The sequence below is a fragment of the Schumannella sp. 10F1B-5-1 genome (assembly GCF_006517535.1).
GTDB lineage: Bacteria > Actinomycetota > Actinomycetes > Actinomycetales > Microbacteriaceae > Schumannella.
In genome coordinates, this window is record NZ_VHQH01000034.1 from 128,906 (window position 1) to 152,224 (window position 23,319).

20 protein-coding genes and 1 riboswitch are annotated in these 23,319 nt (G+C 71.3%); of the genes, 7 read left to right on the forward strand and 13 right to left on the reverse strand.

The features are described from left to right. Nucleotides 1–50: 50 nt before the first annotated feature. A complete protein-coding gene (locus FJ658_RS04740) occupies nt 51–1,241 on the forward strand; it encodes an ATP-binding protein (protein ID WP_141144221.1) in 1,191 nt (396 codons plus the stop codon). Nucleotide 1,242: 1 nt separating this feature from the next. Here FJ658_RS04740 and FJ658_RS04745 read toward each other — a convergent pair whose 3' ends face one another. From FJ658_RS04745 to FJ658_RS04775, 7 genes are all read right to left on the reverse strand, one after another. After that, nucleotides 1,243–1,530, reverse strand: coding sequence for a GNAT family N-acetyltransferase (locus FJ658_RS04745; RefSeq protein WP_141144222.1), 288 nt, complete (start codon nt 1,528–1,530; stop codon nt 1,243–1,245). A gap of 119 nt (nt 1,531–1,649) precedes the next feature. After that, nucleotides 1,650–3,059, reverse strand: a complete 1,410-nt coding sequence (locus FJ658_RS04750; RefSeq protein WP_141144223.1) for an MFS transporter — start codon at nt 3,057–3,059, stop codon at nt 1,650–1,652. A gap of 330 nt (nt 3,060–3,389) precedes the next feature. After that, complete coding sequence (gene ribH, locus FJ658_RS04755; RefSeq protein ID WP_141144224.1) at nt 3,390–3,884, reverse strand: 6,7-dimethyl-8-ribityllumazine synthase; 495 nt, start codon at nt 3,882–3,884, stop codon at nt 3,390–3,392. Next, nucleotides 3,881–5,275, reverse strand: coding sequence for a 3,4-dihydroxy-2-butanone-4-phosphate synthase (gene ribB / locus FJ658_RS04760; protein ID WP_141144225.1), 1,395 nt, complete (start codon nt 5,273–5,275; stop codon nt 3,881–3,883). The genes ribH and ribB overlap by 4 nt, the downstream gene beginning before the upstream one ends. Then, nucleotides 5,272–5,931, reverse strand: a complete 660-nt coding sequence (locus FJ658_RS04765) for a riboflavin synthase (protein WP_141144226.1) — start codon at nt 5,929–5,931, stop codon at nt 5,272–5,274. Before FJ658_RS04765 ends, ribB begins: the two co-directional genes overlap by 4 nt. Next, complete coding sequence (ribD, locus tag FJ658_RS04770; protein ID WP_255447562.1) at nt 5,931–7,055, reverse strand: bifunctional diaminohydroxyphosphoribosylaminopyrimidine deaminase/5-amino-6-(5-phosphoribosylamino)uracil reductase RibD; 1,125 nt, start codon at nt 7,053–7,055, stop codon at nt 5,931–5,933. Before ribD ends, FJ658_RS04765 begins: the two co-directional genes overlap by 1 nt. A gap of 78 nt (nt 7,056–7,133) precedes the next feature. Continuing rightward, nucleotides 7,134–7,256, reverse strand: a riboswitch (FMN riboswitch). A 125-nt stretch (nt 7,257–7,381) separates the two neighbouring features. Beyond that, entirely contained in the window at nt 7,382–8,365 is a 984-nt protein-coding gene (locus FJ658_RS04775; protein WP_141144227.1) for a sugar-binding transcriptional regulator, read from the reverse strand. 95 nt (nt 8,366–8,460) lie between these two features. Between FJ658_RS04775 and FJ658_RS04780 the strand changes: the two genes are divergently transcribed. From FJ658_RS04780 to FJ658_RS04795, 4 genes are all read left to right on the forward strand, one after another. Continuing rightward, the gene (locus tag FJ658_RS04780; protein ID WP_141144228.1) at nt 8,461–10,206 is read left to right on the forward strand and encodes a glycerol-3-phosphate dehydrogenase/oxidase; all 1,746 of its coding nucleotides are present in this window, start codon (nt 8,461–8,463) and stop codon (nt 10,204–10,206) included. A 150-nt stretch (nt 10,207–10,356) separates the two neighbouring features. Beyond that, nucleotides 10,357–11,088, forward strand: coding sequence for an MIP/aquaporin family protein (locus tag FJ658_RS04785; RefSeq protein ID WP_141144385.1), 732 nt, complete (start codon nt 10,357–10,359; stop codon nt 11,086–11,088). Between the two features lie 167 nt (nt 11,089–11,255). After that, entirely contained in the window at nt 11,256–12,767 is a 1,512-nt protein-coding gene (gene glpK / locus FJ658_RS04790) for a glycerol kinase GlpK (protein ID WP_141144229.1), read from the forward strand. A 293-nt stretch (nt 12,768–13,060) separates the two neighbouring features. Next, nucleotides 13,061–13,978 (forward strand): type IV toxin-antitoxin system AbiEi family antitoxin domain-containing protein, encoded by a 918-nt coding sequence (locus tag FJ658_RS04795; RefSeq protein ID WP_181408328.1) that lies wholly within the window; start codon nt 13,061–13,063, stop codon nt 13,976–13,978. Between the two features lie 184 nt (nt 13,979–14,162). Here FJ658_RS04795 and FJ658_RS04800 read toward each other — a convergent pair whose 3' ends face one another. The 5 genes from FJ658_RS04800 to FJ658_RS04820 all read right to left on the reverse strand — a co-directional run bounded on the left by FJ658_RS04800 (nt 14,163) and on the right by FJ658_RS04820 (nt 18,492). Further along, complete coding sequence (locus FJ658_RS04800) at nt 14,163–14,951, reverse strand: HAD family hydrolase (protein ID WP_141144231.1); 789 nt, start codon at nt 14,949–14,951, stop codon at nt 14,163–14,165. After that, nucleotides 14,948–15,526, reverse strand: coding sequence for a GNAT family N-acetyltransferase (locus tag FJ658_RS04805; protein ID WP_141144232.1), 579 nt, complete (start codon nt 15,524–15,526; stop codon nt 14,948–14,950). The genes FJ658_RS04800 and FJ658_RS04805 overlap by 4 nt, the downstream gene beginning before the upstream one ends. Nucleotides 15,527–15,538: 12 nt before the next feature. Next, nucleotides 15,539–16,540, reverse strand: a complete 1,002-nt coding sequence (gene trpS / locus FJ658_RS04810; RefSeq protein ID WP_141144233.1) for a tryptophan--tRNA ligase — start codon at nt 16,538–16,540, stop codon at nt 15,539–15,541. A 69-nt stretch (nt 16,541–16,609) separates the two neighbouring features. Continuing rightward, the gene (locus FJ658_RS04815) at nt 16,610–17,443 is read right to left on the reverse strand and encodes an exodeoxyribonuclease III (RefSeq protein ID WP_141144234.1); all 834 of its coding nucleotides are present in this window, start codon (nt 17,441–17,443) and stop codon (nt 16,610–16,612) included. A gap of 44 nt (nt 17,444–17,487) precedes the next feature. Then, nucleotides 17,488–18,492, reverse strand: a complete 1,005-nt coding sequence (locus FJ658_RS04820; protein WP_141144235.1) for a YihY/virulence factor BrkB family protein — start codon at nt 18,490–18,492, stop codon at nt 17,488–17,490. A 222-nt stretch (nt 18,493–18,714) separates the two neighbouring features. Here FJ658_RS04820 and ptsP point away from each other — a divergent pair, with 222 nt between their 5' ends. Both ptsP and FJ658_RS04830 read left to right on the forward strand, forming a co-directional pair. Next, nucleotides 18,715–20,361 (forward strand): phosphoenolpyruvate--protein phosphotransferase, encoded by a 1,647-nt coding sequence (ptsP, locus tag FJ658_RS04825; RefSeq protein ID WP_370454765.1) that lies wholly within the window; start codon nt 18,715–18,717, stop codon nt 20,359–20,361. Between the two features lie 331 nt (nt 20,362–20,692). Beyond that, nucleotides 20,693–22,396: a sigma-70 family RNA polymerase sigma factor gene (locus tag FJ658_RS04830; protein ID WP_141144237.1), complete on the forward strand. Its 1,704-nt coding sequence runs from the start codon at nt 20,693–20,695 to the stop codon at nt 22,394–22,396. 252 nt (nt 22,397–22,648) lie between these two features. Here the strand turns inward: FJ658_RS04830 and FJ658_RS04835 are convergent, their stop codons facing one another. Next, nucleotides 22,649–23,287, reverse strand: a complete 639-nt coding sequence (locus FJ658_RS04835) for a hypothetical protein (RefSeq protein ID WP_141144238.1) — start codon at nt 23,285–23,287, stop codon at nt 22,649–22,651. Nucleotides 23,288–23,319 lie beyond the last annotated feature (32 nt).

Genomic DNA, 23,319 nt, shown 5'->3' on the forward strand with positions numbered 1-23,319 from the left:
CTGATTTATCCGATCCGGATAAACATGGATAATCTCGGTAAGATCATCGCGTGGATCAGCTGACCAACCCGTACACGCCGAACGCCGGAGCGGAGCCGCCGGTCATCGTCGGACGCGAAGATCAGATCGCTTCTTTCAGCCTGCTTCTCGGGCGACTGCAGAGGGGGCGAACCGAGCAGTCCATGATGATCACCGGCCTCCGCGGCGTCGGCAAGACAGTGCTTCTCGGCAAGTTCCGAGAGATCTCTCTCGCCGAGAACTGGGTCGTTCTCGAGCTCGAGGTGAGCAAGCACGACGAGGCGGAGTTCCGGCGGGTCCTGGGCTACCGCGTCCGCACTGCCCTTCTCGAGCTCTCCCCGCGCAGTCGGTGGTCCGAGCGAGCCAAGCGAGCAGCAGCGATCCTCCGATCGTTCAGCGTCTCCGTCGACCCCGCCGGGTCGCTGACCGCGGGCATCGACCTGGAGATCGCCGAGGGCTACGGCGATCACGCCGACCTCGGACTCGATCTCGTCGATCTGCTCGTCGCTGTCGGGGAAGCGGCAGCGGAAGCAGGTCGCGGACTGGTGATGCTGATCGACGAGATCCAGTTCCTCTCGAGCGCGCAGTTCGAAGCGGTGATCGGGGCCATCCACAAGGTGGTGCAGCGCCGACTGCCGGTGACGTTGGTAGGAGCCGGACTGCCGCAGATTCCGGAGCTCGCCGGCGACGCCAAGTCCTACGCGGAGCGCCTCTTCAAGTTCCCCGAGATCGGCTCCCTCGATCGGGGCGACGCCGATGCGGCTCTGGCGTCCCCGGCATCAGAGGAGCAGGTCTCTTTCAGTCCCGAAGCGCTTCGTGCGGCTTTCGAGCTGACGGGCGGGTATCCGTACTTCATCCAGGAGCTGGGCTATGCCGCATGGTCGGCTGCCGCGATCAGCCCGATCGAAGCGGTCGACATCGCGTCCGCTTCGGAGGTCTACGAGTCCAAGCTCGACTCATCCTTCTTCCGCGTGCGCCTCGACCGTGCGACCGCGCTCCAGCGGCGCTACCTCCGCGCGATGGCCGAGCTCGGGCCCGAGCCGCAGAAAGCCTCCGATGTCGCCGAACTCATGGGCCGCAGGTCGACCCAGCTCGGACCGACGCGCGCCGAGCTCATCAACATGGGGCTCCTGTACACGCCGCAGCACGGCTACGCCGCGTTCACCGTTCCGCACTTCGACCGATTCATGCACCGGGCCATGCCGGAAGGCTTCGCTGACTGATTCAGCGGGTCAGCAGGCCCGCCCGCTCGGGATGCGCGTCGAACCACTCGGCCACGTACCAGCACATCGGCACGACCCGGCGCGCGGAGTTCTGCTCCACGTCATCGATCGCGAACTCGACGAGCTTCTCGGCCCAGCCCTGCCCGCGGCGGTGCGGCTTGGTGAAGGTGTGCGGGAACGAGATCTGCGCATCCAGCACGCGGTAGTCGAGCACGCTCACCAGCTCGCCGTCGACGCTGAGGGCGTAGCGCGACGCATCCGTCTGGTTCTCGATCACGACATCGGCCATGACCCCAGTGTGCACAGAAGCCCGGCGCCGCGCTGGGCGGCACCGGGCTCCGGGGCTGATCGACGGGCGAGTGGATGCGCGGCGCACGGGTCGGCGCGCATCCCCTCACCCGGCGGCGATCACTCGACGATGGTCGCGAAGTCGCTGTGCTTGGTCTCCTTCGAGAGACGCAGGGCGATGAAGGTGAGCACGGCGGCGACGCTGAGGTAGATGCCGACGAGGATGACGCTGCCGCCGGCCGAGTTCCACAGCCAGACCGCGATGAACGGCGCCACGGCCGCGCCGATGATGCTCGACACGTTGTAGCTGATGCCCGAGCCCGTGTAGCGCACGTTCGTCGGGAACAGCTCGGGCAGCTGGGCGCCCATCGGGCCGAAGGTGAGGCCCATGAGCGAGAAGCCGATGATGAGCCAGAACATGACGCCCACGAGTCCGCCGTCGGCCAGCGGCACGAACAGGAACCCGAAGACGAAGATGCCCGCGGTGACGGCGGAGAGCATGTTGCGGCGTCCGAAGCGCTCGGCGAGCGGACCGGCGACGAGCGTGAAGACGCCGAAGAACACGACGCCGATGATCAGCATCACGAGGAACTGCGGGCGGGTGTAGCCCAGGCCCTCGACGAAGGTGGCGGCGTTGAAGGCCTTGCCCGCCGCATCCGCCGCCGCCTTGCCGGCCTCGGCCGTCGCGGGCGTCGTGCCGTAGGTGAGCGTGAACGTGGTCATCAGGTAGAAGAGCACGTAGGTCGCCAGCATGATGAAGGTACCCAGGATGAGCTGACGCCAGCTGGTGCGGAAGACCCGGCCGAGCGGCACGCGCGCGACCGCGTTCTGCTCGATGACCTTCGTGAACGCGGGGGCCTCGACGAGACGGAAGCGCACGTAGAGGCCGACGATCACGAGCAGCGCGCTCGCCAGGAACGGGATGCGCCAGCCCCAGGCGGCGAAGGTCTCGGCCGACATCGTCAGGCTCAGGGTGAGGAACAGGCCGTTCGAGATGATGAAGCCGATCGGGGCGCCCAGCTGCGGGAAGGTGCCGTAGATCGCGCGCTTGCCCTCGGGAGCGTTCTCGGTCGCGAGCAGCGCGGCGCCGCTCCACTCGCCGCCGAGGCCGATGCCCTGGGCGAAGCGGAACACGGTCAGCAGCGCGGGCGCGGCGATCGCCCAGCCGGGCGTCGACGCGCCGGGGAGGCAGCCGATGAGGAAGGTCGCGATGCCCATCGTGAGCAGCGCGGCGATCAGCGTCGTCTTGCGGCCGATGCGGTCGCCGAAATGGCCGAACAGGATCGAGCCGAGCGGGCGGCCGATGAAGGCGGCGCCGAAGGAGGCGAACGACGCCAGCAGTGCGGTCGTGTCGTCCTGGTTCGGGAAGAACAGTGCGGGGAAGACGAGCACGGCGGCGGTCGCGTAGGCGTAGAAGTCGTAGAACTCGATCGAGGTGCCGATGAGGCTGGCGAAGACGACGCGCGAGCGCTTGTTGGCCGGGGCGGGGCCGCCGGGGGCGGCCGTGGGCGTCGTGGACGACGCGGACATGCGGGACTCCAGGGAGGGTGAGCGGCGCCACGGGGCCGGAGCCGGCGCGCCGCGGGGGTCCGGCGGCGGCGCTCGCTCGACGGCGGGGCGCGAAGGGTGGTGAGGGTCGGACGCTTGTGGCGTGCCGACGAGAAGGATACGCCTGTTCAGAACCGTGTTCGCACCACTGCGCGACGGCTGTCGCCCGTCGGTGCGAAAAGGATCGCCGCGCGATCCTGGCGGCGCCGCACGATATCGCGCGGCGAGACCAGGATCGCCCGGCGATCCTGAGAGCGACAGCGGGCCGGGGTGGGCCCGCGACTCAGCGGCGGCGGGCCGCCCGGAACCCGATCAGGCCGGGATGCTCGTGGGCGCGTGGCCCGCGATGCGGCGCAGCACGATCGCCGTGGCGAGGGCGGCCTCGGCGGCCTCGGCGCCCTTGTCCTCCTTCGACTCCGGGAACCCGGCGCGGTCGAGGCCCTGCTGCTCGTCCTCGAGCGTGAGCACGCCGAAGCCGACCGGCTTGCCGGTGTCGAGGGCGACGCGGGTCAGGCCGTCGGTGGCCGCCGCGCTCACGTACTCGAAGTGCGGGGTGCCGCCGCGCACGATCACGCCGAGGGCGACCACGGCATCCGCGCCCGCCTCGAGCGCCGCCTTCGAGGCGACGGGCAGCTCGAAGCTGCCGGGAACCTGCACCTCGGTGATGGTCGCGCCCGAGGCCTCGAGCACGCGGCGCGCGCCGGCGAGCAGGCCCTCGGCGATGCGGTGATGCCAGAGTCCGGAGACGATCGTGACCTTGAGGCCGGTGCCGTCGGTGTCGAGAGTGGGCTGTCCTTCGCCGCTCATCGTGCGGTCCTTTCCGTCGTGGCCGAAGCCGGGGTGTTCGAAGTCGTGCCGGCCGGAACCGACGTGCCGGCCGCAGCCGGCGGGATGGGCGAGGCGCCCGAGCGGCCGACCGCGCTGCGGCGGGCCTCGTCGAGCGCGTCGTGCGCGGGCAGCGCGTGACCCATGCGGTCGCGCTTGGCGTCGAGGTAGCCCTCGTTGAACTCGCCGACGCCGACGACCAGCGGAACCAGCTCATCCACCTGGATGCCCCGCTCGCGCAGCTGTCGCGCCTTCTCGGGGTTGTTGCTGAGCAGGCGCACCCGCTCGATGCCGAGATCGTCGAGGATCGCGGTCGCGGCGCCGTAGTCGCGCGCGTCGGCGGGCAGGCCCAGGCGCAGGTTGGCGTCGAGGGTGTCGAAGCCCTCCTCCTGCAGGCGGTAGGCGCGCAGCTTGTTGATGAGGCCGATGCCGCGGCCCTCGTGGCCGCGCAGGTAGATCACGACGCCGCCCTGATCGCGGATCGTCTCGAGCGCCGCATCCAGCTGGGGTCCGCATTCGCACTTGAGCGAGCCGAAGGCCTCGCCGGTCAGGCACTCGCTGTGCACGCGCACGAGGGTGCCGTCGACCGGGGCGACGCCCGCGGGGCCGTCGGAGATCCAGGCGACGTGGTCGGCGCCGGTCGAGCGGTCGCGGTAGGCGCGCACCCGGAAGGTGCCGTGCTCGGTCGGCACGGTCGTCTCGACCTCGAAGGTCACGCGCTGCCACTCGCTCACGTCGACGACCGGCTCGGGGTCTGTCTCGCAGCGGTTGGCCTCCATGAAGCGGATGAGCTCCTCGATCGTGATGACCGGGATGCCCTCCCGCTCGCCGAGGGCGATGAGGCCGGGCAGGCGCTCCATCTCGCCGTTGTCGGCGACGATCTCGCTGATCGCGCCGACCGGGATCAGCCCGGCCAGCTTCATCAGGTCGACCGCGGCCTCGGTGTGGCCGTCGCGCTCGCGCACACCGCCGTCCACGGCGCGCAGGGGCAGGATGTGGCCGGGACGCGACAGCGACGCGGGCGTCGACGCCGGGTCGGCGAGCACGCGCAGCGTGTTGGCGCGGTCGCTGGCGCTGATGCCGGTGCTCAGGCGGTTCGCCGCATCCACGCTGACCGTGTAGGCCGTGCCGCGCGGGTCCTCGTTGTGAGCGACCATCGGCGGCAGGTCGAGCCGGTCGGCGATCTCGTTCGTCATCGGGGCGCAGATGAAGCCCGAGCTGTGCTTGACCGTCCACGCCACCCACTCCTGGCTCGCGGTCTGCGCCGCCAGCACGACGTCGCCCTCGTTCTCGCGGCCCTCGTCGTCGGCGACGATGACCGGCTTGCCCTGTCGCAGCGCCTCGAGCGCCTCGGGGATGCTCGCCAGGCTCATGCGCGCACCTCCCCTTCCTGTTCGGTGTTCTTCGCTGCCGCGGCATCCGCCACGGGCTCGGGCAGGCGGCCCAGGTCGGCCAGACGCAGGATGTGCCGGGCCAGGATGTCGGTCTCGATGTTCACGGCGTCGCCGGCCTGGAGCGCGCCGAGCGTCGTCGCGGCGAGGGTCTCGGGGATGAGCGAGACCTCGAACCAGTCGTCGCCGACGCCGCTGACGGTGAGCGAGACGCCGTCGACCGCGATCGAGCCCTTGCGGGCCACGAGCGGCGCATGCTCCGCATCGAGGCTGAAGCGCAGCACGCGCCAGCCGTCGGCCTGCTCGAGCGTGAGCAGACGTGCGGTTCCGTCGATGTGGCCCTGCACGATGTGGCCGCCGAGGCGGGCGCCCGCGGCCATCGCGCGCTCGAGGTTGACCTCGTCGCCGGCCGTGCGGCCGCCGAGGGTGCTCATCGCGATCGAGACGCCCATGACGTCGGCCGTGAACCAGTCGGCGCCCTGGTCGACGACCGTGAGGCACACGCCGCTGACCGAGATCGAATCGCCGTGGTGCGCGTCGGACGCGGCGAGGGGCGCGCGCACGGTGATGCGGGCGGCGTCGCCCTGCGGCTCCCAGGCGAGGATCTCGCCGCGCTCTTCGATGATTCCGGTGAACATCAGCTCTCCTCGGTGGTGCGGGTGGTGCGGGTCGTGCTCGTGCCGCTCGGGGCGGCGGGCTCGGCCGTCACGAGCAGGTCGTCGCCGAGCTGCTCGACGGCGGTGATGCGCAGGCGGCGCGCGTCGGCGATCGTGCGGATGCCGAGGTCGCCCAGCGCGAGCCGGTCGCCGCCCAGCAGGGCGGGCGCCAGATAGATCAGGTACTCGTCGGCGAGGCCCGCGGCGACGATCGCGCTCGCGAGCGTCGGGCCGCCCTCGACGTAGGCGCGGCGCACGCCGCGCTCGTGCAGGTCGGCGAGCACCGCATCCAGGTCGCGGGTCGCGGTCTCGACCAGGCCGCGCGGATGCCGGCGCAGCACCGCATCCGCGGGAACCGGCGTCGCGCCGACGACGACGGGCAGCGGCTGCGCGGCGAGCAGCTCGCCCGCGTCGCCCCGCGCGGTCAGCGAGGGGTCGTCGGCCAGCACGGTGCCGGTGCCGACGAGGATCGCGTCGCTCGCGGCGCGCTGCTCGTGCACGCGCTGGCGTGCGGCGGCGCCGGTGATCCACTGGCTCGTGCCGTCGGCGGCGGCCGCACGGCCGTCGAGCGTCGACGCCCACTTCACGGTCACCCACGGGCGGCCTCGGCGCACGGCCGTGAGCCAGCGGCGCAGGAAGGCCTCGGCCTCGGCGGCGAGCACGCCGCCCTCGACCTCGACGTCGGCCTCGCGCAAGCGGGTCGCCCCGCCCGAGGAGGTCTCTCCGGGATCGGAGACCGCATAGACGACGCGGGCGACGCCGGCGGCGATGAGCGCCTCGCTGCAGGGGCCGGTGCGGCCGGTGTGGTTGCAGGGTTCGAGGGTGACGACGGCGGTCAGGCCGCGGGCGACGGCCGCCGTCGCTCCTTCGGTCCCCTGTGCGGCGGCGAGCTTCGCGAGCGCGTCGATCTCCGCGTGCGGGGTGCCTGCGCCGTGATGCCAGCCCTCGGCGACGACGCGGCCGTCGGCGTCGAGCAGCACGCATCCCACCTGCGGGTTGCCGCCGGTGACCGGACCCTGCGCGGCCAGCGCGAGAGCGCGGCGCATGGCCCGCTCGATCGCGCCGTCGGCCGCGGGGCTCGCGTCGCGCGCCTGCGTCTCAGTCATCCGGATCTTCCTGCTCGTGTCGAGCACGGGTTCCGGGGATGACGGCGTTCGCCGCGCGGCGTCCACGAATGCGGACGCCCTGCGCTCCTCCCATCCGGACTTTCACCGTCGGCGCTGGAATTCCACCAGCTCGGCCTCACCTGGATGAGGTTCGCGGACTATGACCGCCGGCTCGGATTTTCACCGACCCCGGAGCACATTGCTTCTGTCTGCAGACTACAACGGGCATCCGTCAGTCGTATTCCCGGGCGTCACACGCGGTCGCACGAGCGCGCGGCGGGGCGAGCTGCCGCGTGCAGCGGCGATCTGGCCCGCGTGGTCCGCGCCTACGCGTCGACCAGGTGCCGCGCGGTGTCCTCGTCGACCACGAGGTCGGTCATGATGCCGGCCTCGAGGGCGCCGCGCAGGCTCTCGAGCTTCGAGAGGCCGCTGACGACGCAGAGCCGGCGGGGGATCGCGCGCATCTCATCCAGGCTCGGGCCCGAGGAGCGGGCGTTGAGGGCGATTCCGTCGTCGGAGCCGTCAGCGCGGTAGAACACGGTCGCGACGTCGCCGACGACGCCCTCGGTGCGCAGGATCTCGTGGTCGTCGGCGTCGAAGTAGTCGCCCGCGTAGACGTGGCTCGGCACGACCGCCTGCGGCGAGCCCAGGCCGAACACGGCCAGGTCGGTGCGTCGCTGCAGCTCGAGCACGCGGCGGATGCTGCGCTCGCGGAAGAGCGCCTGCTTCGTCGCGGGGTCGTCGAACAGCGCCGGCACCGGGAACTGGTGCGGCTCGGCCCCGAACGCGGCGCCGAAGCGGCTGAGGATCTCGCCCGCGTAGGGGATGCCCGAGGTGCGGGTGTTGGCGGCGCCGTTGAGCTGCACCAGGTGCACGTTGTGCGTCTTCTTGCTCAGCAGGTGGCGTCCCATCGCGCTGAGCGTCGAGCCCCAGGCGATGCCGATCGTCATGTTCGAGTCGACCAGGCCGCTGAGAATGCGTGCGGCCGAGATGGCCACGCGCTCGAGCCGGTCGACCTCGCTGATGCGATCGGGAACCGGCACGACGTGCGCGGTGACCCCGTGACGGGTGCGGATCTCGTGCTGCGTGCGGGTCGACAGATCGAGGGGCGAGTGGATGCTGATCTCCACGAGCCCGGTCTCGCGGGCGAAGCTGAGCAGCCGCGACACCGAGGACCGCGAGGTGTGCAGCTCCCGGGCGATGGCATCCATCGTCAGGTCCTGCAGGTAGTAGAGCTGGGCCGCCCGCAGGGCCTCCCGCGACTTGATCGAGTCGGGGGCGGTGCTGCGCGCTTCGCTCTGGATCGTCATCATCCGTTCCTCTGCACGTTCGTTCAAACGGCTTGCAAGATCGTGCGTCGCCGGTATGACTGTACCGAGAAACTCCCCGAGGAAGGCAGATCCACGTGAGCCCGTCGACGCCGACGTCCCCCAACCGCTCCGACCTGGCGGCGCTGCGCGCCCGCCCGACCGCCCGAGTGCTCGTCATCGGCGGCGGCATCAACGGCATCGCGACCTTCCGCGATCTCGCTCTGCAGGGCGTGGATGTCGTGCTCGTCGAGCGCGGCGACTTCGTCTCGGGTGCGTCCTCGGCCTCGTCGCACATGGTGCACGGCGGCATCCGCTACCTCGAGAACGGCGAGTTCCGCCTCGTCAACGAGTCGGTCGTCGAGCGCAACGGGCTCATCCGAATCGCGCCGCACTACGTCAAGCCGCTGCAGACGACTGTGCCGATCTTCTCGACGTTCAGCGGCATCCTGTCGGCCCCGCTGCGCTTCGTCACGCACAAGCAGGGCAAGCCGAAGGAGCGCGGCGCCGCGCTCATCAAGGTCGGCCTCACGATCTACGACACCTTCTCGCGCGACGGCGGCAGCGTTCCCCGTCACCGCTTCCTCGGTCGCAGGAAGGCGCTCGCCGACCTGCCGAAGATGAACCCCGGCCTCAAGTACACGGCCACCTACTACGACGCCTCGATGCACGACCCGGAGCGCATCGCCCTCGACGTGCTGCACGACGGCGTCGTCGCCGGCGGCGACCGCGCCCGTGCGGTCAACCACCTCGAGGCCGTCGGCGCCGCGGGTGGCGCGGTCACGGTGAAGGATGCGCTGACCGGCGAGACCTTCGACATCACCGCCGACATCGTGGTCAACACCTCGGGCCCCTGGACCGACCTGACGAACGCCGCCCTCGGCACCCCCACGACGTTCATGGGCGGAACCAAGGGCTCGCACATCGTGCTCGACAACCCCGAGCTCGTCGCCGCGACCAAGGGCCGCGAGATCTTCTTCGAGCACTCCGACGGCCGCATCGTGCTGATCTACCCGCTGAAGGGCCGCGTCATGGTCGGCACGACCGACATCGACGCCGACCCCTCGCAGCCGGTCGTCTGCACCGAGGAGGAGGTCGACTACTTCTTCGACCTCGTCAAGCACGTCTTCCCGACGATCGCCGTCGACCGCTCGCAGATCGTCTACCGCTTCTCGGGCATCCGCCCGCTGCCGCGTCACGACGACACCGCGCCCGGCTTCGTGTCGCGCGACTACCGCATCGAGGAGGGCACGCTCGGCGGAACGCCGACGCTGAGCCTCGTCGGCGGCAAGTGGACGACCTTCCGCGCCCTCGCCGAGCACCTGACGAACGAGGTGCTGCAGCGTCTCGGCGTCGAGCGCACCGTGTCGACCGCGGGGCTCGCGATCGGCGGCGGCAAGGACTGGCCCGCCGACGACGCCGCGCGTCGCGCCTGGGTGAGCGCCAACGCCGCCGGCCTCCCGGCCGAGCGCGTCGAGCAGCTGCTCGAACGCTACGGCACCCGCGCCGTCGAGACGATCGCCGCGGTCACCGCCGCCGGCGCCGCCGCGGCCGGAACGGATGACCAGCCGCTGGTGAACGATCGTGCATACAGCGTGGGCGAGATCGCGCACCTCGTGCGCGCCGAGCAGGTCGTGCACCTCGACGACCTGCTGCTGCGCCGCACCTCGCTCGCCTTCGTCGGCGGGCTCAGCCGCGAACTGCTCGACGAGATCGCGACCATCGCCGCGGCCGAGCTGGGCTGGGACGACGCCCGTCGCACGGCCGAAATCGAGGCCGTCGTCGCCCTGCTGCGCGACGCCCACGGCGTCGAGCTGGGAGTGGTCACCACCACGGGGGCTTGAACAACGGGAGAAATGGACGGATGTGCACGCGTTTCACTTGCCGGTGATCGCGCGCAGTCGTTAGCTTTCCCCTGAAATCACAGACGGCATCCCGGTGTATCGAAGCTCTGGACGCTTCGCCGGCGGAGCCCAAGAAAGGTCAACGTGGACATCAATCTCGGACTGTATTTCGTCTCGGAGCTGGTCGGCACCGCGATGCTGCTGCTCCTCGGTTGTGGTGTCGTCGCGAACGTCGCCCTCACCAAGACCAAGGGCAACGCCGGCGGATTCCTCCTGGTGAACTTCGGCTGGGGCCTCGCGGTCTTCGCCGGCGTCATCGTCTCGCAGTACTCGGGCGCTCAGCTGAACCCGGCCGTCTCGATCGGTCTGCTCATCACCGGCGCGATCACGATCGGTCAGTTCTTCGTCGCGATCCTCGCCCAGCTGCTCGGAGCCATCATCGGCGCCGTGCTCGTCTGGCTCGCCTACAAGCAGCACTTCGACGAGGAGCCCGAGCCCGCCAACAAGCTCGGCGTCTTCTCGACGGGCCCCGGCATCCGCAGCGCCGGATGGAACCTGGTCACCGAGATCATCGCGACCTTCGTGCTCGTGTTCGTCATCCTCGGCTTCGGCGCCGGCAAGCTCGGCGAGGGCGTCAACCTCGGTGCCCTGAGCGCCCTGGCCGTCGCCCTGCTGGTGGTCGGCATCGGCGCCTCGCTCGGTGGCCCCACCGGCTACGCCATCAACCCGGCCCGTGACCTCGGACCCCGCATCGCCCACGCGATCCTCCCCATCAAGGGCAAGGGCTCGAGCGACTGGGGCTACTCCTGGGTTCCGGTCGTCGGCCCGCTGATCGGTGGTGCGATCGCCGCGATCGCCGCGCCGCTGCTCACCCTCGGCTGAACCCCGGCCGAGCGCGCTCGGCTGATTCCCCCGCGGCGCACAGCCCTCACACCGCACCACCTGATCGGCTGACGGGGTCCGGTCGGCCATCCCGGCCGGACCCCGTCAGCGGATGCCCGCTCACCCCGCTTCACCCGCACAAAATCCGACAAAGGAGTCTTCAGCACATGGCTGATTACGTCATCGCGATCGATCAGGGCACGACCTCGTCGCGTGCCATCATCTTCGACAAGAAGGGGAGCATCGTCTCCACCGGTCAGAAGGAGCACGAGCAGATCTTCCCGAAGGCGGGATGGGTCGAGCACAACCCGGTCGAGATCTGGGACAACGTCCGCGAGGTCATCGGCCAGGCCCTCTCGAAGGCCGACCTGACCCGCCACGACATCGCCGCCGTCGGCATCACCAACCAGCGCGAGACCGCCGTCGTCTGGGACAAGACCACCGGCCAGCCGGTCTACAACGCCATCGTCTGGCAGGACACCCGCACCCAGTCGATCGTCGACGAGCTCGCCCAGGGCGACGTCGAGCGCTACAAGTCCATCGTCGGCCTGCCGCTCGCGACCTACTTCTCGGGCACCAAGATCAAGTGGATCCTCGACAACGTCGACGGCGCCCGCGCCAAGGCCGAGGCCGGCGACCTGCTGTTCGGCACGACCGACTGCTGGGTTCTCTGGAACCTGACCGGCGGCACCGACGGCGGCGTGCACGTCACCGACGTCACCAACGCCTCGCGCACCCTGTTCATGGACCTCGAGACGCTCTCGTGGCGCGACGACATCCTCGCCGACTTCGGCGTGCCGAAGTCGATGCTGCCCGAGATCAAGTCGTCGTCCGAGGTCTACGGCACCGTCGAGTCGTCGAACCTGCTGCGCGAGGTGCCGATCTCCGGCATCCTCGGCGACCAGCAGGCCGCCACCTTCGGTCAGGCCGCCTTCGCCGCCGGTGAGAGCAAGAACACCTACGGCACCGGCAACTTCCTGATCTTCAACACCGACACCGAGATCGTGCACTCCAAGAACGGACTGCTGACGACCGTCGGCTACAAGCTCGGCGACCAGCCCACCCACTACGCGCTCGAGGGATCGATCGCCGTGACGGGCTCGCTCATCCAGTGGCTGCGCGACAACCTCGGCATCATCTCCTCGGCCCCCGAGGTTGAGGAGCTGGCGAAGTCGGTCGACGACAACGGCGGCGCCTACATCGTGCCCGCGTTCTCGGGTCTGTTCGCGCCCTACTGGCGTCCGGATGCGCGGGGCGCCCTCGTGGGCCTGACCCGCTACGTCAACAAGGGCCACATCGCGCGCGCCGCGCTCGAGTCGACCGCCTTCCAGACCGCCGAGGTGATCGAGGCCGTCAACGCCGACTCGGGTGTCGAGCTGACCGAGCTCAAGGTCGACGGCGGCATGACCGCCAACGACACGCTCATGCAGTTCCAGGCGGACATCCTGGGCGTGCCGGTCGTGCGTCCGGTCGTCGCGGAGACCACCGCCCTCGGCGCCGCCTACGCGGCCGGCCTCGCGGTCGGCTTCTGGTCGGGCCTCGACGACCTCGCCGCCAACTGGCAGGAGGACAAGCGCTGGGAGCCGAACCTCGACGCCGACGAGCGCGCCCGCCAGCTGCGCCTCTGGAAGAAGGCCGTCACCAAGTCGATGGACTGGGTCGACGCCGACGTGAAGTAAGCACCGCGCCCCTGCGCGAAGGGCCCGGCAGCTGCGGCTGCCGGGCCCTTTCCCGTGCGGGCGCGTCCGCTCGCCCGCCCCCGCCCGCCCGCACGACCGCGCACGCACGCGCCTTCAGAGCGGTGACCAACTCAGGAGATTCGCCGCCAGGTGGGGCGCGCGGCCCACCTCAGCACATATCTCCTGAGTTGCGTCATACCGGGGAGTCCTCCACAGCGGCGCAGCGGGACGTTCTTTCCACGTCGGGCTCGGGCGGCGCGGCTAGCGCCGACATGGTGCTCGAGATTGGTCGCATGGGTAACGACGCCGTGACGCGCGCCGAACTGCTGGCGCGCGGCCTGACCGGATCCGGCATCGCCCGTGCCGTGCATCGTGGCGAATTGATCCGAGTGCGACGGGGTCACTACGCCTCTCCCGAGGACAGCGACGACATGATCCGCGCGGTGCGCGTCGGCGGCCGACTCGACTGCGTGTCCGAACTCCGCGCGCGCGGAGTCTGGGTCGTCGACGATCCGACACTGCACGTGCGGCTGCCGCCCGGCGCCAGCCGACTTCGGGATGCGGACGACCGGAAAGTGCGGATGACCGCGCCGGACATCGCGACGGCTCCGCTACGACTGCATTGGCGAGAGCTGCGGGCGCCGTCTCAGGCGACGGCATCGCACGTGGGACTCATTGATGCGCTCGTCTCTGCAGCCGGGTGTCTCCCGTCCGGCGAGCTGATCGCCGCACTCGACAGTGCCTGTCATCAGCGGGTGATCGGCCCGCAGGAGCTTCGTGAAGCGCTCGCGTTGATCGCCGCGCGGCGCCGACCGACCTCCGAGCGTCTCGACGCCGGCGCGGAGTCGGGTCTCGAGACGATGATCCGCGACCTCTGCGCGCAGCTCGGGCTGCGCGTTCGCATCCAGGTCGAGTTCGACGGCGTCGGTCGGGTCGACATGTTCGTCGAGGACTGGGTCGTGGTCGAATTGGATGGTCGGGCCCATCACAGCGGCGAGGTCGCCACCCGGGATCGTCGGCGCGACGCGGTGCACATGGCGCAGGGACGACTGCCACTGAGATTCGTCTTCGCGCAGGTCGTATTCGACCGGCGCTCGGTGGCGCTGGCGATCATCGGCGCCGTGCGGACGCACCGCCGCATCGCCGATCGCGCCTACCTCGCCGACCGCGCGTTGCGCCGACTCGCCTACCTGGAGCTCGACCGCGCCTGACCCGCACCGGCGTGTCCGGTCTGCGGCGTATTCGCACGACGCACACGTCGGGCCCCGCTCCAGTGACCTCCCCGCGGGCGCCCAACTCAGGAGATCCGTCGTCAGGATGGGCGCGCGCCCCAGCTGGCGCCGGATCTCCTGAGTTGCATCGAGCGGGGAGGTCGTGGGCCGGCGATGCGGCGGGTCAATGGAGCGGGCGCAGGAGGGCGGGGAGCGGGGCCAGGGTCGGGATGATCGGGATGCCACGGGCTACGGCCTCGGCACGCTCGGCTGGCGTCGCGCGGTCGTGGCGGTCGAGCCAGACGCCGAGCAGACCGGCGTGAGCGGCGCCCACGGCATCCGTGCGGAAGCGGTCGCCGATATACGCCGCCTCGTGCGGCTCGACACCGAACAGGTCGACGGCGTGGCGGAAGATCGAGGCGTCGGGCTTCGTGGCGCCGAAGGCACCGCTCGCCACCACGTGCTCGACCCGCGCGGTCAGCTCGACCTGCTCGATCTTGCGGGTCTGGAAGTCGAGCTCGCCGTTCGTGATGATGCCGATGCGCAGAGGCGGGGAGGCGGGCGCAGCGCCGGCGGGCGCGCCGCCGGTCGCCGCGGTGCCGGCGCGCGTCAGCGCATCCAGGCAGACCAGCGCGTCGTCGTGCAGGCGCCACGCCTCGCGATACCGCTCGAAGTAGCGTCCGAACCAGGTCTCGGCGTCGTCGGGGTCGTCGAGCACGAGCCCGTAGGGCGCCGCGAAGTCGCGCGCCCGGGCGGCCCGCTGGCCGAGGAAGTCGAGCTCTCCGGCGAGGTAGCGGTGGTAATGGTGCTCCTCGAGGTCGGTCCAGCGGCGGGCCTCGGCGGTGTCGTCGTCGGCCGACCAGCCCGGCAGCTCGCGGCGATGGCGGGTGATGGCCGCATCCACCGCCGCACGATGCGCGAACAGGGTGTCGTCGAGGTCGAACAGGGCGACGCGGATGCGCGACCCGCTCACACCGGCCACCCCGGCTTGACCGCGCGGTCGTCATCGGGGCCGAGCTCGGCGTGCCACGTGTCGGAGCGCTGCGCCGGCATCCCCTCGGCGCGGCCGGGCGTCGTCTCGAGGAAGGTGAAGCCGAGTCGGCGCGCGATCGCGAGCGACCCGAGGTTGCCGGCCACCGCCTCCCAGCGATATCGCGGCGCGATGCCCTCGGCGAAGCCCCAGTCGACGACGGCACGCGCCGCCTCGGTCGTGAGGCCGGCTCCGCGGTTCGGGCCGCCCATCCAGTAGCCCAGGTTCCACTGCCCGTCGGTCCAACGCGGGTCGTCTTCGCGGCGGATTCCGACCATGCCGAGCAGCTCGCGGCTGCCCGCCGGGCGCAGCGCCCAGGTGAACTCGCGATCCTGCTGCCAGCCGGCGGTCACGTACTCGTTCACGAAGCCGAGCGCGTGCTCGCGCGTGTAGGGCCACGGCGTCGTCATCCAGTGCTCGAAGACCGGATCGGCGCAGTACTCGGCGATCAGGTCGACGTCGGCGAGCACCGGCAGGTCGAGCACGAGCCGCTCGGTGCGCAGGGCGACGGGCTTCACGAGATCACCGGATCAGACCCGCGGCAGCAGGCCCACGCGGTCGTAGGCCGTGCGCAGCGTCACATCGGCGATCGCGGCGGCGCGGTCGGCGTTGTGGGCGAGCAGACGGTCGAGCTCGGCCGGGTCGTCGAGCAGCTCGAGCGTGCGCGCGCGGATCGGCTCGAACTCGGCGACCACCGCATCCGCCGTCTCGCTCTTGAGGTCGCCGTAGCCGCGGCCGGCGAACTGCTCCTCGAGGCGGGGGATCGGGGTGCCGGTCACGCCCGACAGGATCGACAGCAGGTTCGAGACGCCCGGCTTCGCGGCGGGGTCGAAGCGCACCTCGCGGTCGGTGTCGGTGACGGCCGACTTGAGCTTCTTGGCGACGGCCTTCGGCTCGTCGAGCAGCCACACGATGCCCTGCGGCGACTCGCCCGACTTCGACATCTTCGAGCCCGGGTTCTGCAGGTCGTAGATGCGTGCCGCGTCGGCCATGATCTTCGCCTCGGGCACCGCGAAGGTGTCGCCGAAACGCGAGTTGAAGCGGGTCGCCAGGTCGCGCGTCAGCTCGACGTGCTGGCGCTGGTCGTCGCCGACCGGCACGACCTCGGTGTTGTAGAGCAGGATGTCGGCGGCCATCAGCACCGGGTAGGCGAACAGGCCCAGCGTGGTCGCGTCGGCGCCCTGCTTCTGCGACTTGTCCTTGAACTGGGTCATGCGGGCGGCCTCGCCGTACCCGGTGATCGTGTCGAGGATCCACGCCAGCTGCGGGTGCGCGGCCACGTGCGACTGCACGAACAGGATGCTCGACTCCGGGTCGATGCCGGCGGCGATGTACTGCGCGGCGGTGCGGCGGGTCGCATCGCGCAGCTTCGCCGGGTCCTGGGCGACCGTGATCGCGTGCAGGTCGACGACGCAGAACACGGCGTCGTACTCGCTCTGCATCTTCTTCCACTGCAGCAGCGCCCCGATGTAGTTGCCGAGGTGGAGCGAGTCGGCCGAGGGCTGCATGCCGGAGAAGAGTCGAGCGGTCACCGCCCCAGTCTTTCAGGTCGTGCGGGTGGATGCGTCGAGCCGGCCTCGGTGCCGGCGTCGGAGCCGGTCTCAGAGCTGGTAGTCGACGACGACGGGCGCGTGGTCCGACCAGCGCTCGGCGTAGGACGCCGCGCGGTCGACCGTGTAGGCGACGGCCTTCTCGGCGAGCGCGCCGGTCGCGAGCTGGTAGTCGATGCGCCATCCGGTGTCGTTGTCGAAGGCCTGGCCGCGGTTCGACCACCACGTGTACGGGCCCTCGACCTCGCCGGCGAACCGGCGCCCCAGGTCGACCCAGCCGAGGCCGCCGCCGCGGTTGTAGTCGTCGGCCTCCTCGGCGCCGATGAAGCGGTCGAGGTAGGCGCGCTCCTCAGGCAGGAAGCCGGCCTTCTTGACGTTGCCGCGCCAGTTCTTGATGTCGAGCTTGCGGTGGCCGACGTTGAAGTCGCCCATGACGACGGCGAGCGGGTTGTGGGCGGCGAGGGCGGGCAGGCGCTCGCCGAACGCATCCAGGAACTTGAACTTCTCGACCTGCTTGGGGCTGCCGACCTCGCCCGAGTGCACGTAGGCGCTGACGACGGTGACGATCTGGCCGTCGACCTCGTAGTCGGCCTCGAGCCAGCGGCCGGCGCTGTCGAAGTCGTCGGGGCCGAAGGTGACGCGGTGGATGCTGGCCTTGCGACGCGACGCGATCGCGACGCCGGCGCGGCCCTTCGCGGTGGCGGCGTCGTGCAGGATGTCCCACTCCTCGCCGAGCAGCTCGGTCAGGTGCGAGGTCTCGGCCCGCACCTCCTGCAGGGCGAGGATGTCGACGTCGCGGGTCTCGAGCCAGGGGCCCATCCCGTTGCGGAAGGCGGCGCGGATGCCGTTGACGTTGACGCTGGCGATGCGGAGGGGGCGGGGCATGCATCCAGCCTAGGGATGCCCGCCGACACGACGCCCGCTCCGCGTCAGTCGCGCGCGATGCGCAGCCGCCCGCGCCGGCGCTCGAGCACGCGCCCGCTGGCGTAGCCGTGGTCGGCCAGCAGCACCCGCGCATCCAGGATGCGCTTCTGCAGGAACACCGGATCGACGACGAGTCCGCGGTCGTCGAGTCCCACGACGACCCAGGCGGCGCCGATGAGGATCACCTGGCAGACGAAGTTGAAGAAGATCAGCAGACCCAGGATGACGGCGAACGACTTCAGGAGCGGGTTGCTGCCGACGCCGCCGATGATCGCCGCCGAGAACAGCACCTTGAGCACGCCGAGGGCGACCGCGCCGATGATCGCGCCGCCGCGCAGGCGCTCGAACGGGATGGGCACCCCGGAGAGCACGCGGTAGAGCGCGACGAGGGTCACCGCATCCAGGGCGAACATCACCCCGATCGTGACGACGCGGGTCAGCACGAAGCCGATCACCGAGTCGGTGCCGATGCCCAGCCAGCCGAGCACCGTGTCGGTCGCGGTGGTGCCGAAGTACGACAGCGCCGCCGAGGCGACCAGCACGACGGCGAAGCCGAGCCCGACGACGAGGTCCTTCACCTTGAGCAGCACCGGGTTGCCGGTGAGCGCGGGCAGCTCGAAGATCACGCGGATGCCGTCGCGCAGCGAGGCGAGGAACCCGAGCGCCGTCACGAGCAGACCGACGAGCGAGATCACGAGAGTGAGACTGAAGGCGGGCGCGGCGAGCAGCACATCGGGGTCGATCGCGCCGGCGCTGTCGGGTCCGGTCTTGATCAGCCCCGGCACGGCGCCGCCGATCGTCGAGATCAGCTGCTCGCGCAGCACCTGGTCGCCGCTGATGACGAGCCCGGCGATCGAGAAGCCGGCCCAGATCGCGGCGAAGATGGCGAACAGCGCCTGATAGGCCAGACCGCTGGCCAGGATCGGGCCGCGCTGGCCGCTGTAGCGCTGGAACACCCGCACGGCGCGGGTCCGCTGCACCCACGCGATGAGCCGCTTCACCCCGTCCATGCGGTCACGCTAGCGAAGCGGGGATGCGCATCCCGCCCGTTCTCACGTCGCGCTCAGCCCGCGCAGCTCCCGGCCCCTGCTCGGCCTCGGCGACCGCCCGAACCGGCCAGAGGTGCGCGTGCCGTGACCGCGCACGGTCCGCCCGGGCCGACTGGCTAGGCTGACCGGTACCCGTTCGCGGCGCGCCCCCTTCCCACCACCGGCGCCGCACCAGAAGGAGTCATCGTGGAGCTTCGTGGAGTCGGCGTCGGACGCGGCGTCGCGGTCGGTTCGATCCTGAGGATGCCGGAGCCCCTCGCGGCCCCGGCCGACGAGCAGCACGGCGGCGACGCGGCCGCCGAGAAGCAGAAGGTGCAGGATGCGGTGGCCCGGGTCGCCGCCGACCTGGGCGCCCGCGCCGAGAAGGCGGGCGGCGAGGCCCAGCAGGTGCTCGAGGCCGCCGTGATGATGGCGCAGGACCCGATGCTCGCCGATGACGTGAGCGCCCGTGTGGATGCCGGCAAGACCGGCGAGCGCGCTGTTCACGAGGCCTTCGCGTCGTTCCAGGAGCAGCTGGTCGCCCTCGGCGGCTACATGGCCGAGCGCGCGACCGACCTGGCCGATGTCGCCCAGCGCATCATCGCGAGCCTGCGCGGCGTGCCGGCGCCCGGTGTTCCCGAGTCGGACACCCCGTTCATCCTGGTCGCCCGCGATCTCGCCCCCGCCGACACGGCCCTGCTCGACCTGAACAAGGTGCTCGGCCTGGTGACGAGCGACGGCGGCCCGACGAGCCACACGGCGATCCTGGCCCGCTCGAAGTCGATCCCGGCGATCGTCGGCGCGACCGGCGCCCTCGACCTCGCCGACGGCACGAGCATCGTGCTGGATGCGGCGGCCGGCGCGGTCGTCGTCGATCCGTCGTCGGAGCAGGTGGCCGACGCCGAGCAGCGGATCGCCGAGCGCGCGGCGCAGGCCGCCGCGCCGATCACCGACGGCGCCCTGGCCGATGGCACGAAGGTGCCGCTGCTCGCGAACGTGGGCTCGGCGAAGGACGGCCCGGATGCGGTCGAGCTCGGCGCCGAGGGTGTGGGGCTGTTCCGCACCGAGTTCCTGTTCCTCGACTCGAGTGAGGCGCCGAGCGTCGAGACCCAGACGGAGCAGTACACGGCGCTGCTGGAGTTCTTCCCGGGCAAGAAGGTCGTCGTGCGCGCGCTGGATGCGGGCGCCGACAAGCCGCTGAGCTTCCTCAACGACGCCCACGAGGAGAACCCGGCGCTCGGTCTGCGCGGCCTCCGGGCGCTGCGCGCGAGCGAGCAGATCCTGCACGACCAGCTGACCGCGCTGAAGAACGCGCAGGATGCGACCGAGGCCGACCTGTGGGTCATGGCGCCCATGGTCGCCGACGCCGAGGAGACGGCCTGGTTCGTCGAGTACGGCAAGAAGCTCGGGCTCAAGACCGTCGGCGTGATGGCCGAGGTGCCGTCGCTCGCGGTCGTCGCCGACCAGGTGCTCGCGGCCGCCGACTTCGTCTCGATCGGCACGAACGATCTCACCCAGTACACGCTCGCCGCCGACCGCATGCTCGGCAGCGTGGCCTCGTATCAGGACCCGTGGCATCCCGCGGTGCTGCGCCTCGTGAAGGCGCTCGGCGCGGCCGGCGCCGAGGCGGGCAAGGGCGTCGGCATCTGCGGCGAGGCCGCGGCCGACCCGCAGCTCGCCGTGGTGCTCGTCGGGCTCGGCGCGACGACGCTGTCGATGACCCCGGCGGCGCTCGCCGACGTGCGCGCCGAGCTCGCGACGGTGACGCTCGAGCAGGCGAAGGCCAAGGCGGCGGCGGCGCTCGGCGCGCGCACGGCGGCCGAGGCGCGAGAGGTCGCGCGCACCGCCTGAGCGAATCCGCGTGACCCTGCGCGCAGGGTGCCGGCCGGCGCCGATCGCAGCGCCGATCACGATGCCGGGCGACGCGGGGGTAGACCGGATGTCCGATCGCCCCCGCCTCACCCGCCCATCAACCCCGATCGTGTCCGGCTCGGACCCGCTCGGAAGCCGGTAATTCGCAAGTGACCCCCGAAGTGGGGACAACTTCTCACGTCATGATTCCGAACCCCCTGTGTCTCTTGGGGTGACGGAAGTCGAATCCGATGGGGATCGGCGTCGACCGCCGTCGCTTCGAGGGAGATGATGGGAAGAGGCCCGTCTTTCGAGAGAGAAACAAGGGGGAATGAGCGACCAGGAGTCGAAGGTGCAGCCTTCGGATGCGGAGCTGATCGAGCTCGCCCGATCGGGGGATCGTGGTGCGTTCGGTGACCTATGGCGCCGTCATTACCGTCCTGGCGCTCGTGTCGCCCGCCAGATCACGTCGAGCATCGATGCCGACGACCTCGTCAGCGAGGCGTATGTGCGCATCTACCAGCGTGTTCTGGCGGGCGGCGGGCCCACGGGGGCATTCCGGCCGTATCTGTACACGACCATCCGCAACCTGGCCGCCAGCTGGGGCTCGGCGCAGTCGCGCGAGGTCGATGTCGAGGCCATGGACGAGGTCGAGGACGAGCGGATCCCGGGGGATCCCGCCGCCGAGGCCCTCGACCGCACGCTGACCGCCCGCGCGTTCCGCTCGCTGCCGGAGCGCTGGCGCACCGTGCTCTGGTACACCGAGATCGAGGGGATGGACCCGCACGAGGTCGCCCCGATCCTGGGCATCACGCCCAACGCCGTCGCCGCGCTGTCGTATCGCGCGCGCGAGGGCCTGCGTGCCGCCTGGCTGCAGGCGCACGTCAACGACGCCGTCGCCGAGGGGGAGTGCCGGTGGGCGCTCGAGCACCTCGGCGGGAACGCGCGCGGCAGCCTCGCCCCGCGGGAGAAGAAGCGCCTGGATGCGCACCTCGCCGACTGCACGAAGTGCGCGATCATCTCCGAGGAGGTCGAGGAGGTCGGCTCGCACCTGGCCCTGGTCATGGTGCCGCTGATCCTCGGCGGCGTCGTCGGCGGAGCCGTGCTGGCGCAGCTGGCCGCACCCGGCGCCGCGATGGCCGCGACGATCCCGGCCGTGCCGGCGGCGATCGTCGGCGGATCGACGATCGCCGCGAGTGTGGCGGGAGCGTCGACGACGGGCGTCGCGAGCGCGAGCGCCGCGACGGCATCCGGAGCGGTGGCTGCCGGTGCGACGGCGACGGCCGGCGCGGGGATCTTCTCGGGCATCGGCTCGCTCGTCGGCGGCGCGGCTCTCGTGGTCGTGATCGGCGGAGCCGTCGGGCTCGGCGCCGTGGCGCCGTCGACGGCTCAGGATGCGACGGGTGCGGCAGCCGCTCCGTCGTCGGCCATGAGCGCCCTCGGCTTCGATTCCGCGAGCGCGACGCCGGCAGCCTCGGCGGGTGCGGGCTCCGGCGACGCGGGTTCCGCATCCGGATCGGGTTCGGCCGCGGCGGGCGATGGCGCCGGCGGCACGGCGGGTGACCAGACCGGTTCGGGCGGTGTGGTCGGCGGTGTCGTGTCGGGTGTCGATGGCGTGGTCGGCGGGGTCGTGGGCGGCGTCGTCGCCCCGGTCGTCGGCGGCACGGTCGACACGGTGAACGGCGTCGTCGGCGGGGCCGTCGGCGCGGTCACGCCCAGCACCGCGCCTCCGGGCCAGTCGGCGCCGCCGACCGCCCCGGTCACGAGCACCATCGCGCTGAACCTCAGCGGCCGCGGCACGCCCGGTGCGACCGTGGCGGCGCAGGCCGCCGGCACGGTGTGGGCGACGACCACGGTCGGCTCCGACGGACGCTGGGCGCTGCGCATCGACGCGCTGCCCACGACGGCCGGCAGCGTCGCGGTGAGCCAGAAGGCGGGCGGCGCGATCGGCAGCGTGCTCAACCTGCTCGGCATCACGGTGCCGCTGAGCCTCGACACCGGCGGCCTCGGCGTCGTGGTGAACCTGCTCAACTGACGTCCGTCCGTCCCGCAGCCGACGCTCGATCGTCGCCGCCGCGAGATCGGTTCGAGAAAATCTGTCGAACCGCGTCATGATCGGCCGCGCATCCCGTCTCTTGGGGTGCGACGGTCCCAGCGTCGCTCAGCCCTCCGACGTCGAATCGAGGGCGCAGGTCCGGCGCCGACCGAGTGTCCCAGCACCCGGTCGACGCCGGACCTTCATCGTCTCGGTCGCGATGTGCGGATCGGCGAGGTCTCGAACGCCCGCTCAGTCGGCGTCGATCGGCGCGCGCACGTCGCCGGGGCCGAGCCGGCCCGGCGCCTCGACGGCGGGCACGTAATAGCCGATCGCGGGGTCGCCGATGTCGCACGCCTGGCCGGTCCGCGCGATCCGCGTGACCCGCCACGCGGCGGACGACGGGGATGAGGCACCCGACCGCTCGAGCGAGAACGTCACGTGCCCGGTGCGCTCGAAGCTCGGCTTCTCCTGCTCCGACCAGATCGGCCAGCCCCGGTACTCGCAGAACTCGACCGAGGCGGTGTCGTCGTCGGATTCGATCGTGAGCACCGTCATCGGGGTCGGCCCGGGCGCGACGGTCGCCTTGCCGGAGTCGGCGACGCGCAGGAAGCCCTGATAGGCGTCGGCGGCGAGCTGCGAGGTGACGTGGTCGGTCAGCTGGGCGATCGTGAAGTCGCGGTGGATGCGCGCCAGCGCGATGCCCTCGTCGGCGGCCCGTGCCGCCTGCACGATCGGGTCGTCGTCGCGCGGTCCGGCAGGCGGGCCGCCCTCGGTCCAGTCGATCTGCGGGTCGTCGATCACGGTCGGACCGGCCGCGCTCGGCGTGCATCCGTTGAGGCCGACCGCGACGAGCGCGACGGCCGCCAGCACGGCCGCCGACCGCGTCACCAGGGGGTCTGCTCTGGTGCCGCGCCGGGTCT

What these genes read in the sequence shown, in the direction of transcription:
- FJ658_RS04745 (WP_141144222.1), bottom strand. Translation starts at nt 1,530, where the DNA reads ATGGCCGATGTCGTGATCGAGAACCAGACGGATGCGTCGCGCTACGCC.
- FJ658_RS04750 (WP_141144223.1), bottom strand. Translation starts at nt 3,059, where the DNA reads ATGTCCGCGTCGTCCACGACGCCCACGGCCGCCCCCGGCGGCCCCGCC.
- ribH (WP_141144224.1), bottom strand. Translation starts at nt 3,884, where the DNA reads ATGAGCGGCGAAGGACAGCCCACTCTCGACACCGACGGCACCGGCCTC.
- ribB (WP_141144225.1), bottom strand. Translation starts at nt 5,275, where the DNA reads ATGAGCCTGGCGAGCATCCCCGAGGCGCTCGAGGCGCTGCGACAGGGC.
- FJ658_RS04765 (WP_141144226.1), bottom strand. Translation starts at nt 5,931, where the DNA reads ATGTTCACCGGAATCATCGAAGAGCGCGGCGAGATCCTCGCCTGGGAG.
- ribD (WP_255447562.1), bottom strand. Translation starts at nt 7,055, where the DNA reads ATGACTGAGACGCAGGCGCGCGACGCGAGCCCCGCGGCCGACGGCGCG.
- FJ658_RS04775 (WP_141144227.1), bottom strand. Translation starts at nt 8,365, where the DNA reads ATGACGATCCAGAGCGAAGCGCGCAGCACCGCCCCCGACTCGATCAAG.
- glpK (WP_141144229.1), top strand. Translation starts at nt 11,256, where the DNA reads ATGGCTGATTACGTCATCGCGATCGATCAGGGCACGACCTCGTCGCGT.
- FJ658_RS04795 (WP_181408328.1), top strand. Translation starts at nt 13,061, where the DNA reads ATGGGTAACGACGCCGTGACGCGCGCCGAACTGCTGGCGCGCGGCCTG.
- FJ658_RS04815 (WP_141144234.1), bottom strand. Translation starts at nt 17,443, where the DNA reads ATGCCCCGCCCCCTCCGCATCGCCAGCGTCAACGTCAACGGCATCCGC.
- FJ658_RS04820 (WP_141144235.1), bottom strand. Translation starts at nt 18,492, where the DNA reads ATGGACGGGGTGAAGCGGCTCATCGCGTGGGTGCAGCGGACCCGCGCC.
- FJ658_RS04830 (WP_141144237.1), top strand. Translation starts at nt 20,693, where the DNA reads ATGAGCGACCAGGAGTCGAAGGTGCAGCCTTCGGATGCGGAGCTGATC.